Origin of the sequence: Xanthocytophaga flava, assembly GCF_030068545.1 — a bacterium.
In the GTDB taxonomy this organism is placed as follows: Bacteria; Bacteroidota; Bacteroidia; order Cytophagales; family 172606-1; genus Xanthocytophaga; species Xanthocytophaga flava.
Genome location: NZ_JASJOR010000007.1, coordinates 195,777 through 209,734, shown reverse-complemented (window position 1 = coordinate 209,734; position 13,958 = coordinate 195,777). Strand labels below are relative to the sequence as shown.

The window sequence follows — 13,958 nt, the reverse complement described above, 5'->3', positions numbered from 1 at the left end:
CAGGGAATTTATTGCTTTACAATCTTAAAATCATAGGTAATACGAGCCGTTTTCTCCAAGGTTTTGGCAACAGAACAATATTTTTCCATAGACAAGTCAACCGCCTTACGTACTTTGTCTTCATCCAGATTACCTGTAAGCGTAAAATGCACATGGATATCCTGAAACAAAGAAGGTTCTACATTAGGCTCACGTTCTCCATCCACTGTTACACGAATATCTTCCAGTTCCTGACGCTGTTTCCTCAGAATCCCTACAATATCAATGGTGCTGCATCCACCAAGACCAGCTAAAAGCAATTGCATAGGACGAAAACCTTTATTTTCACCACCTACAGCAGGAGAACCATCTATCTGGATAGTAGCCCCATCTTCATTAACAGCCTCCAGATGAACAGCCTTATTTTTACGTTGCAGTTCTATTTTCATGAGTATAGAATAAATAAGATCACTTTACGTTTTCAGAATCAGAGTTTACCAAATCTGTATTCTAAATTACAAAACAACACTAACTATGTAAAAAATAATAACAAACCCCGGTAAAAAGTTCCGAAATAAATAATTAGATGGATAAATTGGTTTTCATATGGAAACTTTTTTCCACAACATTTCCTTTCTACATTTGTACTAATCCTCTAAGGATTTGTGAATAAAAAATAGTGTTATTTTCAATAAGATAATTGTTTTATGAAAGAGATTACCGTATCCGAATTCAAAGAACTGCAGGACAAGGGCGAAGACTACCAACTGATAGATGTTCGCGAACCTTATGAGTTTGATATTGCCAATATATGTGGCGAATTAATCCCTCAGGGTCAAATTCCTGACAATGTAGATAAAATCAGCCGTGATAAGAAGGTTATTGTACATTGTCGTAGTGGTGCCCGCAGTGGACGGATTGTGCAATACTTGGAACAACAACACGGATTTGATAATCTATACAATCTGAAGGGCGGTATTCTGGCATGGTCGGCAGAAATTGACCCAAGCGTACCACAATATTAAATTGCAAACAGAGTTATCAGTTATAAATGCATTTTTATCTAACGCTTGTAACTGATAACTTCTTCATTATACCTGTTTTATCTCTTTGTCTACTAGATTGACATATGAAAAAAAGCCTCGTATTAACATTTGCATTTATTCTCACATCTGTATTATGCTATGCACAGAAAGGACCTGATGCTGTGGTAGGCACATGGTTTACAGGAAAAGGAAGAGTACAGATTTACAAACAGGGTGATAAATATTATGGAAAGATTGTCTGGCTCGCTGAACCTAATGACAAAGAAGGTAAGCCTAAGGCAGACAAAAAAAATCCGGATGAAAAAAAACGTACTCAACCTATACTGGGTCTGGTAAACTTACGTGATTTCACCTATGATGAGGATAATGTGTGGGAAGATGGTAGAATCTATAATCCGGAAGAAGGAAAAGATTATAGCTGTAAAATGACTTTAAAAGATCCTGATACGTTAGAAGTTCGGGGATTTGTAGGCATTTCGCTGATTGGCAAAACAGTTGTCTGGAAACGGGTAAAATAAATATCCGGATTTCCTCAGATAAGATAATACTTTGTGTAGTACATCAATCCCATCATTTTCATCAGAATAAGTATTCAGTATGGAATGGGTAGTAAGTGTTTTACTTGGTTTTGGATTAAGTGCTGCAACGGGATTTCGTATCTTCGTCCCTTTTTTTGTTGCAGGGATAGCAGGATATAATCATTGGCTTACCCTCCCGGAAGGCATTGCATGGATAGGTACCTTGTCTGCTATCATACTCTTTGGTACGGCAACCCTTATTGAAATACTGGGCTATTATATTCCATGGTTTGATCATCTGCTGGATGTAATTGCTACACCTGCTTCAACCATTGCAGGTACTCTGGTCATGAGCAGCTTTGTGACAGACGTTGATCCTCTGCTCAAATGGACACTGGCTATTATAGCAGGTGGTGGTACAGCTACGCTGATAAGTGGAGGCACAGCGGCACTACGTATTGCCTCTACTACGGTTACTGGCGGTGCAGGCAACCCACTTGTAGCAACAGGAGAGATAGGAGGGTCAGCAGTGATATCGCTACTGGCGATTTTCATCCCTGTTATTACAGCCATCGTTGTTAGTATCCTCCTTATCATTTCCATTCGCTTTATTGTCCGCAAAATCAAAAGCAGACGACTAGCCAAAACATCAATTAAGAATGTTTGAAGATATATACAGTTTATATAATCTGTCTGAGAAGAAAGGCTATGATGATCTTACTCTGAGTCAAACAGAAAAGCGTTTAGCCCATTCCCTTCCACTTGTATTGAAACAGTATTATTCTCAATTGGGATTGTATAGTGAACTCAATACTGTATTCAACCAGTTGGCGTCTCCTGAACAACTGGACTTGTCTGACTCTGATTATCTGATCTTTTATGAAGAAAATCAAGGCGTAGTACTTTGGGCAATTGCCAGTTCGGATCTGCGCCTGGATGATCCTCCTGTATACGGAAGTTATGACAATGGCAATACATGGGTACTAGACGCATCTAGCTTGAGTAACTTCTTTGTGTCGATGGCATACCTTCAGGCTGTTATGGGTGGATTGCCTTATACGTCTAATACCATGCAGCCAGATAAAAATGAAATCCGGTCGTTAAAAGAATATATTGCCAACTGGCATGAAATAAAAGGCAAAAATCACTGGTATAATCAAATTTTCACACGGGATGGCAAGCAGGTATTTTTTATTATGACCGATGCCGAAAGCCAGTGGCAGGGAATTTTTCTGGCCTGTCAACAGGAAGAAGAATTTGAGCAGATACTGGATACTTTATTGATAGATTGGTCATACATAAGTGATGAAGATGAGGATGACTGGGATGAAGAATAACAGTTACCTAATTATAGTCTGTTGGTAACTGTTTTCGCTGCCAGCCAGCCACTTGTCCATGCATGTTGGAAGTTAAATCCACCTGTGATACCATCAATATCCAGAATCTCTCCGGCAAAAAATAAATTAGGTATGATCCGGCTTTCCATAGTTGTCGGATCAACCTCTGCTAACTTTACTCCTCCACAGGTTACAAACTCTTCTTTAAAGGTAGTTTTCCCATTTACGGGATATTCATCATTTGTTAGTACCTTGATTAAGCGGTTTTGTTCCTTGGATGGTAAATCGGTCCAGCGAAGATCTTCTGTAATGCCTGCTCTGTCAATTAAGAAATGCCAGAGGCGTTGGGGTAATCGGAAAAGGGTCGCATTCTGAATTTTCTGCGCAGGTGAGGAAAAACGAATCTTCTGAATCTCTGCCCGAATCATTTCTTCATTCATTTCAGGTACCCAGTGAACAAGGCCTGTAAACTGATATCCTTTCTCTGATAAAACCCGTGCACCCCAGGATGATAAGCGTAATACGGCAGGACCACTCATACCCCAATGAGTAATAAGTAAGGGTGCAGATTCTACAAGTTTGGAGCCTGCAACTTTCACTGTCGCCAATGGTAAAGAAATACCCATTAACTCAGTAATAGGATTTTTTGGTATGTTAAATGTAAAAAGTGACGGTACAGGAGATTCAATACTATGGCCTAATCCAGTAATCCAATCAAACTGTTCTTTCTTTGGAAACCCGCCACACGCAATACAGATAAGGTCTGCTTGTATTGCTTGACCTTTATCAGATATAATTTCAAATCCTGTGTCCAGTTTTGAAAGGGAGTGAACATTCCATTGGGAATATATCTTCACTCCATACTTTTTTGCTTCCTCTAAAAAACAATCAATAATAGTCTGAGAGGAATCTGAGACAGGGAACATGCGTCCATCTGCTTCTACTTTCAACGAAACTCCTCTTTCTTCAAACCAGTTAACTGTATCCGTTGCAGAAAAGTGAGAGAATGCTTTTTTTAGAAAATTCTGGCCACGTGGATAATTTTTCAGCAGATCACTAACTGACTGGCAGTTATGAGTTACATTACATCTTCCTCCTCCCGAAACTTTTACTTTGGAAAGCAGTTTGGGAGTTTTTTCGAGAATAACAACAGTAAGTTCAGGGCTAAGGCGTGCAGCATTGATCGCACAAAAAAAACCAGCGGCACCGCCTCCTATCACTACAAAAGTTTTTGACACGTACAGGCAATTTTTTGAGCCTGCCAAGATACTATTTTTTATTCAGCATTCTGTGCGTAATAATCAGTGTTTTCCCATTGTCTGCGTTCCATTTCTTCCTGGGTCGCCATTAGTTCTTCCATATTCTGACGCATCTCTTCTTCCTGACTACGCATAATCTCTGCCTGTTGTTTTGTTTCTTCCAATAGCTTTTGTGTTTTTGCATTTAGCTTGGCCGCAGATAAAGTAGACGCAATATTTTCTCCCAGCTTTTCAATAAAAGCTCTTTCATGCAACGCAATTTCCTGAAAAGAGGCTAGTTCAATGACTCCTTCTATAGCATCATTTACTTTCAATGGTACAATAAGCAGACAGGTAGGACGTGCTGTACCAAGGCCAGAAGAAATATGTATGTAGTCATTTGGAAGATCTGTCAGATAGATAGAATCACCCTCCTGATAACATTGTCCAACCAAGCCCTCTCCAATCAAAATCTGTTTGGTAAGATATTTTTTCCGATTATACGCATAGCAAGCAGCCAGTTCCAGTATAGGTTCCTGAGTATCCTCTTTCTGCACAATAAATAAGCCTCCCTGATTGGCATTAAGGTATTTAACAAGATTAGAGATAATCAATGCAGATAATTCTTTGAAATCGTTTGTGCTACGTAGTATATCTGCAAACTTAGCCAATCCTTCAGTAGTCCAGTTTCGTTTTTTATCTTCCTCTGCTGCAAGTTGTAGCTTATCCCGCATGAATAATAAAGCATTGCCAAGAGCATCTTTTTCACTAACAGGAGTAAAAGAGGTATCAAATTTCCCTTCACCAACTGCCAACGCAAAAGAAACTGCATTTCTAAGATTGTCTTTCAACTGATTTCCAGCCTGTACAATCACATTCATATCTCCTTTTACTTCAGCTATACTTTCAGCGATCTCACCTTGTGCGAGACTCTGTATCTGGTAGGTAGTCTGCTCAATAGCACTGTTTGCTTTTTGAGAAGCATAATAGCCTATGATAATGGCCAGAACTACAATGATTGCACATAAGCTGGCAATAGTAGAGTTAGTAGCATTGATGCTTTGGAGAATGTCAGCCACTTCTTTGCCTAGCTGTTCCTGCTGGTGTTGGCTCAGAATAGTCAGTTCACGTTCTATTTTTGAATAATAATTGCTAATCTGAGGAACCAAGACGGCTAAACGAGCTGTACCAATTTGTTGTAGAGCAATACTCGTTGAATCCGTCATATCCAGCTTCTGAAGCTGTAGTGTAATAGAGTTTTCCTCCTCCTGAGTAGTATGATACCCCTTTATCCAGGCAGAGATACTATCTACTTTAAATTGTTCATCAGTAGGGAGTACAGGTTTTAATTGTACCAGTTTTGCTAACTCAGGATTTATACGATCTTTCCATATCTGCTGGCGCTGATCCACATACTTTTGATCTTTTGTCAGGATAAATGTAAGCTGAGCTGTTGCCGCTGCTTCTATATTACTGAGTACATTGGCTGCACTTAAAGCAACAGGTAACCGCACCTCAATAGTCATCTGACTAACATCTTCTGTCCTCTTGTTTTGCCGATACACAAAACCTGCAAAAACAATAAAAACGGCCAGAAAGCTGGCACTCAAGGTGACAACTCTACCTTGTGTAGTATGTATGCTGAATTTTCTTAGTATATGAGTAAAATTCATGTACCTGATAAATAGCAGATTGGAAAATAGGAACGGGAGTATTAGTAGATACAAAAGAAACAAAACACCAATTCAAATATTTTTCTAATCTACTGAAAATCAGTTATAAGTATTTTTTTCAGTCTTTTCATACAACTATTACACTTTTCCAACAAAAAATACGAAGCAACTTGTATACTTCGCTTTTAGCCAAAAAGCTTCATCTTCTGGCAGAATTGCCAATTAATTAATAGAAACTTCTATATAAGATAGTTACTCTCATAAACAGAAAGAGTATTTCAGAGTATCTTTTAGGGGGTTCTACGTGTTAATGACATGTAATTTCTTACTCATTTTGACAGGTTTTCCTTTTTGTAGTTGAATGGCTGCAATACGAGATCCTATTTATATATATTACTTGCTATAGTCCATAAAAAAGAAAAAGTAGATCTCTGTAGCGAAATCTACTCTTCAGTAAAATTACTAGTATAACCCCATTTAATCTCTCTTCCTATTTCCCATCTGATCTGTTTTGGGTTTCATTTTATTTATCTCAAACTCAACCCTTCTATTAATACTTCGATCATCTTCAGTCTTCTCTTCTATCAATGGCTGACTACTTCCATAGCCAATGGCTTCTATTCGTCCAGGATCTATTTTTCCTTTATCTACAATATATTTCTTAATTGAATCTGCTCGACGCTGTGATAGTTTGAGGTTATCGGACTGTTTTCCTTGTGAGTCTGTATGTCCTGAGATACGCAAACTGAAGTTTGGATGATCAGCCATAAACTTAACCAACTTATTCAGGTCGTTATACATTTCGGGAATGATCTTGGCACTTCCAGCTTCAAATTCCAGAGAAGCAAAAGCCCATTTCTTTAAACTAATAGCAGGAGTTTCAATATAAATAGACGTATCTCCTACCAGTTTAAACTGTCGTTCTACCCGGAAAAAATCATCTCCAGTTACAATTACCAGGTATTCGTGATCCTGAATCAGATCAAAATCATAGCTACCATCCGGACGCAGATATTTGGGAGCAACCTCTATACTTTTAGTTAAATCAATAACTGATACTATACCTGTAAATGGATTCTTGGAGATAGAGTCTATTACTGCTCCCTGAAGATGCACAATTGCTTTAGGTTGTGCTTCCATAGGTAATGGAAACGAATTAAGATCCAGATTCTGAATATCTGTTTCCTCAGAACGTGCATAATACAAGTTCTTAGACTCCATATCTATTGTAAAATAGTATTCACTTCCTTTACCGTTTACCAAAGGTCCTACATTAACCGGCTCCTGCCACATGCCTCTGGAATAATAGGTTTTATAGATATCAAAGCTGCCGAAGTTAGGAATGTGCCCACCCTCAGAGCTAAAATACAGGACATTGTGATTGGGGTGATAAAACGGACTTACTTCATTTCTGCGGGTGTTGATAGTAGGTCCCATATTTTGGGCAGGTGCCCATGCTCCTCCTTTTGATCTATAAGTAAAGTACAAATCGGAGCCACCAAATCCACCCAACCTGTCTGAGGCGAAATACAGAGTATCCTCAGAACGGGATAACGAAGGTTGGGAATCCCAGGAACGACTGTTTACTCTAGGTCCCAGATTTTGTATCTTACCCCAGGTGCTGTCAGGTTGTAGTTCTGCCATATAGATATCGCAATCTCCTAGACCCCCCGGAGCCTCACAACGGCAAAAGTACAGTTTTCTACCATTTCTGGTTAGTACAGCGGATCCTTCATTGTAAGCAGTGTTTATATTATCAAGTGGTTGAGCTGGTTCCCAATAACCATCAACATTACGCGCATAATAAATATCCTCATTTTGCACTGTTACGTTTCTGATTCCCATCTTCTTAGTATTTCGTTTTGACGTAAAGAAGATGAATTTATTATCCGGACTTAATGTAGGCCCATAGTCGGCTTTAGGAGAATTAATCTCTATACCCATATCTATCAGGACACCTACAGGGGGCAGCAAAGTATCTACAGACTTACGGAACTCAACCAGTTCGTAATAATATTCCAGTGGGACATAATAGTCTTTCTCAGTACTGGTAAGGGAGTCATAGTGCTGTTCAAGTACTTTAATATCTCCTCGGTGATGCTTTAATACAAGTCTATATAAAAATTTAGCCTGACCTATATCTTTTGCTTGTTCAGACATACGTCCCAAACGCCAGACAAGGTACATATCCTGCAAGAAATTATTCATTCCAAAGTTCTGAACATATTCTTTCAATAAGGGATACGCTTTTTCCCATTCTTTATCCCTCTCCAGCTTTTCGATTTCGTCTAACTTTTTAGCATCGTAATAGCGGAAGTTTGGACGTAAATCCTTAAATTGAAATGCTTCCATAGCAGCCGCCTGTTGCTCAGCTGTGGATGAATGACGTGGTCGCCGGATGCCTCCTTCGACCTTTTTGTATTGACACATTGCAGGTATCACTATATGAAGCGATAGGATGCAAACGATATAATTAAGTAAATAAATCTTCCCTCGCATAGCTGGTTAAAATATTTATTAGGGCAGAAAACACGAAAGATAATCGTTTGTTACATAATAGTGTTGTTCTCAACATCGTAATCGACTGGCACATAGTTTTCCGAATGTAATATTAGATAAAAAAATGAAGAAACTGGTGAGTGAATCCGTCAATCTGTCAGTTGTTTCTTTTTGATGCCATATTCGCAAGAATGGCGAGGTTTTTGGGCATGTATAAAATAGCAGTCAAAAATGCGACCGGACGATTAAAGTAATTAAAGATAATGTTATAGAAGTTAGAGTATTTTTTATTTTTTTCATCCCGGATTTTTTCATTCAAAACAGTAAATGTATTCAATGAGGTATAATAATAATCCTTATGAAAATTTGATAGTAGCCGACATTGCAGACGATGATGCAGTGGAGATGATTCCGCTATTATCTCCTGATGAAGACGAAGATTTTGAGAAATTTAAAGTTCCGGAACAACTTCCTATTCTTCCTGTTAAAAATACGGTTTTATTTCCAGGAGTGGTGATTCCTATTACAGTGGGAAGGCAGAAATCTATCAGGCTGGTGAAACGTGCATACAAAGGCACCCGTGTAATAGGTGTTGTGGCGCAATCCAACTCTAATAAGGAAGAACCCACCTATGAAGATTTATACAAGACAGGTACTGTAGCACATATAATCAAAATGCTTGTATTACCTGATGGCAATACAACTATTATTATACAAGGTAAGCGGCGCTTTGAGATAGTGGAACCCATACAACAGGATCCTTATCTGACTGCAAAAATTAATCTGTTGCCTGACAATTTTCCTGCTAATACTAATAAGGAAGTAAAGGCAATGGTTAAGTCATTGAAAGAAGCTGCAGGAAAGATCCTTAACCTTCGGCCTGAAATTCCAAGAGAAGCACAGATTGCCATTGAGAATATTGAAAGTCCTAGCTTTCTGACTAACTTTCTATCTTCTAATCTTGACGCCGAAGTATCTGATAAACAAAAAATTCTGGAGGTAAGTGAAGGTATGCAACGGGCTGAGTTGCTTCTTCAGTTTATGCAGAAAGATATTCAGTTGCTGGAATTAAAACATGAGATACAAAGCAAAGTGCATTCAGACCTTGATCAACAACAACGGGACTATTTTCTTCGTCAGCAGATAAAGGTATTACAGGATGAACTTGGATATGATAGCACGGAAAAAGAAATTGAAGAGCTAAGAGCCAAGGGATTGAAAAAGAAATGGCCTGCAGCTGTTGGGAAACACTTTGCCAAGGAACTAGATAAAATAACCCGCATTAATCCACAGGCAGCAGAGTATCCAGTTGCGATGAACTATGTCGAACTGCTGATAGACCTTCCATGGGGTGAATATACCAAAGATAGTTTTGATTTAGCCAAAGCCCGTAAAATACTGGATGCAGATCACTATGGACTGGATAAGATTAAAGATCGTATTATTGAATATCTGGCAGTCTTGAAACTGACTCAAAGCCTGCGCGGACCAATTCTGTGTCTGTATGGCCCTCCAGGAGTTGGAAAGACATCCTTAGGCCGTTCTATCGCCAAGGCTCTCGGGCGTCACTATGTCAGAATGTCATTAGGGGGAGTACATGATGAGGCAGAAATTCGTGGACACCGCAAGACTTATGTTGGAGCAATGCCTGGCAAGGTGATTCAAAATATCCGCAAAGGCAAATCAGATAACCCTGTATTTATTCTGGATGAGATCGATAAGGTAGGCTCCGACTTCAGAGGAGATCCTTCTTCTGCATTGCTGGAGGTGTTGGACCCAGAACAGAATTCTACATTTATGGATAATTATCTGGAGGTAGAATACGATTTATCCAAAGTATTATTTATTGCAACTGCCAATTCGTTGGAAACTATTCAGCCTGCGTTGCGTGATAGAATGGAAATTATCGAGTTGACAGGATATACACTAGAAGAAAAACTACAGATTGCTAAAAAACACCTGATTCCTAAGCAACGCAAAGAACATGGTTTGTCTACCAAGGATGTAACATTTGATGACAAGGCTATTATCAAGATCATTGACGACTATACACGTGAATCGGGGGTTCGTTCACTGGAAAGACAAATCGGAACTGTAATGCGTAAGATTGCAAAGTCTGTAGCAATGGAAGAAGTGTATGAGAAAAAGATCTCGTCTGCTTTCATTACAAAGGCTTTAGGAGCAGAAATATTTGATAAAGAAACTTATCAGGATAATAGTGTGGCAGGTGTAGTAACAGGTCTGGCCTGGACACAGGTGGGGGGAGAAATTCTGTTTGTGGAATCCAGTCTGAGTCGTGGACGTGGACGATTGACGCTGTCAGGCCAATTGGGAGATGTGATGAAAGAATCGGCTTCTGCGGCATTGTCTTATTTACGTGCTCATGCAGATACACTGAAACTTGACTATCGTATATTTGATCAATTTGATCTGCATATTCATATCCCTGCTGGTGCGGTTCCTAAAGATGGTCCGTCTGCCGGAATCACGATGTTCACCTCACTGGCCTCTGTATATACTCAACGCAAAGTAAAAGATAAGCTGGCCATGACAGGTGAAATCACATTGCGAGGAAGGGTATTGCCTGTAGGGGGTATCAAGGAAAAAATCCTTGCAGCGAAACGGGCAGGTATTGTAGAAATTATCATGAGTGAAAAAAACCGTAGAGATATTGAAGATATCAATCCAAAATATATCGAAGGATTAAAGATACAGTATGTAAACACGGTAGATGAAGTGCTACAGTATGCTTTATTGCCTGAGAAAGTAGCCAATGCGGTTGATCTTTCAGTGCATGATATAAAAGAAAAAGAATCTGCTAATCAGAACCAGAACGTTCTTACAGTGTAGGTCTGATTTGCTACAATCATCAGGTTCAGATATATTATCTGAACCTTTTTTATTTCTTAATCTCCAGACATCAAAATACTGTTATTTTTGCTCAACAGACTATTCGGGTTATTCATGGTGAAATTTTATGGATGTATTCTACTGATTTTATACTCTTGCATTGGGAAATCCCAGTCTCTGGGAGGGCATAATGGATTTGCATTTCTGAGTCAACCTTCCAATGCAACAATAGCCTCTTCAGGTGGTATTAATGTCAGCAATGCAGACTTCGATGTCAATCGTCAGTCTTCCAATCCTGCCTTATTAAATAAAGAGATGGATAAGCATTTATCTATAAGCTATATTCCCTTCTTTGCACAAATACAAGCTTTCTCATCAGCCTATGCAGATCAATTTCGGGGAAATCGTTTTGGCGTGGGAATACACTACATGAACTATGGCACTATGGAAGAAACTGACGCTTCCGGAAATGTAACAGGTACTTTTCAAGCTAGCGACTATTCAGTTTCCTTATCTCATGCTCGTACAGAAGGAGCCTATACATTAGGAGTTACTGTAAAATTTATAGGTTCTGCAATTGCCAATTACAGTAGCTATGGAGTTGCAATGGATTTGGGAGGAGTATGGAAACATCCCAAGAAGGACTGGACTATTGGTCTGGTTATAAAGAATGCAGGACTTACGCTAAAAAAATATACTCCCGAAGCCAGTCAACAGGTGATGCCGTTTGATGTACAAATAGGCACTACCTTTAAACCGGAATTTATGCCTTTTCGATTTTTTATTACTGCCCATCATCTGCATCAGCCGGATATCGCCTATGATGACCCAACACTAAGTACGTCACTGGATGCAAATGGAAATGTTGTTGCCAAAAAAATAAGCTTTGCTGACAAAGTGGCACGACATATTACTCTAGGCACAGAATTGGTGCTTGCTAAAGCCTTTTACATACGCCTGGGATATAACCATCTGGTGCATCAGGAAATGCGGTTATTTAATGGTGCATTCAATGCCGGATTTTCTTTTGGCTTTCAACTGAAACTGAAATCATTACATATAGGATATGCACGGTTTTATCAACAGGCCGCAGGTGGAGTTAGCTACATTACTTTAACAGCCAACCTCGGTGGATTAATTAAGAGAAAGGAAGTTAAGTAGGTAATTAAAATGCTCCATACAATGAAAAACATTCTTATTCGTCTTTTAGTTAACAGACGATATTCCTGATAAGGAACAGTTGTATATAGTAAACTCATTTTTAATTCTTAATTGAATGAATTATCTCACTCCCAGACAAATAGTTGCTGAACTAGACAAATATATTGTAGGGCAACATGATGCAAAACGGAATGTAGCAATTGCTTTGCGTAACCGTTGGCGGCGAATGAATGCTCCGGAATCAATTCAACAAGATATCATCCCTAACAATATTCTGATGATAGGTGCCACCGGTGTAGGAAAGACAGAAATTGCCCGACGCCTGGCTAAGGTAGCAGATGCTCCATTTACAAAAGTAGAAGCCTCTAAATTTACGGAAGTAGGCTATGTAGGCCGGGACGTGGAAAGTATGGTGCGTGATCTGGTTGAACAATCTGTACAGATGGTGAAGGCACGAAAAAAAGAAGATGTAAAGGGCCGGGCTTCTCAAATGGTTGAGGACATTATTCTGGATGCACTGATTCCTCCGATGAAACAGCCTTCTTTTGGATTCTCAGGTAATACCAATGATGAACCCAAATCTGATCATGAGCTAAATGAAAGAACCCGTCAGAATTTTCGGGATAAGCTGCAACGTGGAGAACTGGATGATCGTAAGATTGAGATTGATGTACAGCAAGCAGGAGCTCAGATTGGTATGGTAGGACCTGGCATGGATGACATGACAATGATGAATCTGCAAGAGATGTTGTCAGGCATGATGCCTAAAAAAGCTAAAAAACGAAAAGTCACTATTGCAGAAGCGAGAAAGATTTTGCTGGAAGAAGAATCTGCCAAGTTGATTGATATGGATGAAGTAAAGGAAGAAGCTATTCGGAAAGCAGAGAATGTAGGTATTATATTCATTGACGAAATAGATAAGATTGCATCTTCCAGCCGGGGTAGCGGTGGACCGGATGTGAGCCGTGAGGGTGTGCAGCGAGATCTGCTCCCTATTGTAGAGGGGAGTGCGGTCAACACCAAGTACGGATTAATCAATACTGACCATATTTTATTTATTGCAGCAGGAGCCTTTCATGTCTCCAAGCCTTCAGATCTGATTCCTGAGTTACAAGGCCGGTTCCCAATTCGGGTAGAATTACAAAGCTTAACCAAAGATGATTTCTACCATATTCTAAAAGAGCCTAAAAATGCATTGACCAAACAGTATGAGGCAATGTTGGCAGCAGAAAGTGTTGAACTTACGTTTCAGGATGATGCATTGATGCAAATCGCAGAAATTGCCTTTCGTATCAACTCAGAAGTTGAGAATATTGGTGCGAGACGTTTGCATACAGTAATGAGTCATTTATTAAACGAATTCCTGTTTGACATACCCGATGTAATCGGAGCTAATGCAAAGATTGTGGTAAATGCGCAACTAGTGGATGAAAGACTTTCCGGCCTTGTGAAAAATAGAGACTTAAGTCAGTATATTTTATAATGCATCAGTTTCATTGGAACTATTCAGATGTACTATTCAGTTAGCATATTGGTAAATTCTGTCGATATAACTAACTGACATCTGAAAAAACGCATAAGCTCTTTTGCAAAAATTACTTATTGAGTTAACACACAAAGCGTTATCATACAAAAGCCTCCCTTATTTAGGAGAGGC

The 13,958-nt window shown here is 39.3% G+C and carries 11 protein-coding genes; 7 read left to right on the top strand and 4 right to left on the bottom strand.

All coding sequences use genetic code 11. From position 1 onward, the window contains the following. Window positions 1–8: 8 nt before the first annotated feature. Window positions 9–428 carry an OsmC family protein gene (locus tag QNI15_RS12915; RefSeq protein WP_313999776.1) on the bottom strand — a complete coding sequence of 140 codons (420 nt, stop codon included), beginning with the start codon at window positions 426–428 and terminating at the stop codon, window positions 9–11. A 258-nt stretch (window positions 429–686) separates the two neighbouring features. Here QNI15_RS12915 and QNI15_RS12910 point away from each other — a divergent pair, with 258 nt between their 5' ends. From QNI15_RS12910 to QNI15_RS12895, 4 genes are all read left to right on the top strand, one after another. After that, window positions 687–1,004 carry a rhodanese-like domain-containing protein gene (locus QNI15_RS12910; RefSeq protein WP_313976734.1) on the top strand — a complete coding sequence of 106 codons (318 nt, stop codon included), beginning with the start codon at window positions 687–689 and terminating at the stop codon, window positions 1,002–1,004. A 104-nt stretch (window positions 1,005–1,108) separates the two neighbouring features. After that, on the top strand, window positions 1,109–1,543 hold the full coding sequence (locus tag QNI15_RS12905) for a DUF2147 domain-containing protein (protein WP_313999774.1): 435 nt from the start codon (window positions 1,109–1,111) through the stop codon (window positions 1,541–1,543). Window positions 1,544–1,622: 79 nt separating this feature from the next. Beyond that, window positions 1,623–2,210, top strand: a complete 588-nt coding sequence (locus QNI15_RS12900; RefSeq protein ID WP_313999772.1) for a DUF4126 domain-containing protein — start codon at window positions 1,623–1,625, stop codon at window positions 2,208–2,210. Beyond that, window positions 2,203–2,880 (top strand): hypothetical protein, encoded by a 678-nt coding sequence (locus QNI15_RS12895; RefSeq protein ID WP_314032055.1) that lies wholly within the window; start codon window positions 2,203–2,205, stop codon window positions 2,878–2,880. Before QNI15_RS12900 ends, QNI15_RS12895 begins: the two co-directional genes overlap by 8 nt. 11 nt (window positions 2,881–2,891) lie before the next feature. Here QNI15_RS12895 and QNI15_RS12890 read toward each other — a convergent pair whose 3' ends face one another. The 3 genes from QNI15_RS12890 to QNI15_RS12880 form a co-directional block, all read right to left on the bottom strand. Next, entirely contained in the window at window positions 2,892–4,118 is a 1,227-nt protein-coding gene (locus QNI15_RS12890) for a BaiN/RdsA family NAD(P)/FAD-dependent oxidoreductase (RefSeq protein ID WP_314032054.1), read from the bottom strand. 38 nt (window positions 4,119–4,156) lie between these two features. Next, a complete protein-coding gene (locus QNI15_RS12885) occupies window positions 4,157–5,791 on the bottom strand; it encodes a GAF domain-containing protein (protein WP_313999766.1) in 1,635 nt (544 codons plus the stop codon). 477 nt (window positions 5,792–6,268) lie between these two features. Further along, window positions 6,269–8,221 (bottom strand): OmpA family protein, encoded by a 1,953-nt coding sequence (locus QNI15_RS12880; protein ID WP_314032053.1) that lies wholly within the window; start codon window positions 8,219–8,221, stop codon window positions 6,269–6,271. Window positions 8,222–8,626: 405 nt separating this feature from the next. On the opposite strand from QNI15_RS12880, the gene lon reads away from it, so the two are divergent. From lon to hslU, 3 genes are all read left to right on the top strand, one after another. Next, a complete protein-coding gene (lon, locus tag QNI15_RS12875) occupies window positions 8,627–11,140 on the top strand; it encodes an endopeptidase La (protein ID WP_313999762.1) in 2,514 nt (837 codons plus the stop codon). A gap of 114 nt (window positions 11,141–11,254) precedes the next feature. Next, window positions 11,255–12,301 carry a type IX secretion system protein PorQ gene (porQ, locus tag QNI15_RS12870; protein WP_314032052.1) on the top strand — a complete coding sequence of 349 codons (1,047 nt, stop codon included), beginning with the start codon at window positions 11,255–11,257 and terminating at the stop codon, window positions 12,299–12,301. Between the two features lie 115 nt (window positions 12,302–12,416). Next, the gene (hslU, locus tag QNI15_RS12865; protein ID WP_313999758.1) at window positions 12,417–13,784 is read left to right on the top strand and encodes an ATP-dependent protease ATPase subunit HslU; all 1,368 of its coding nucleotides are present in this window, start codon (window positions 12,417–12,419) and stop codon (window positions 13,782–13,784) included. Window positions 13,785–13,958: the final 174 nt, after the last annotated feature.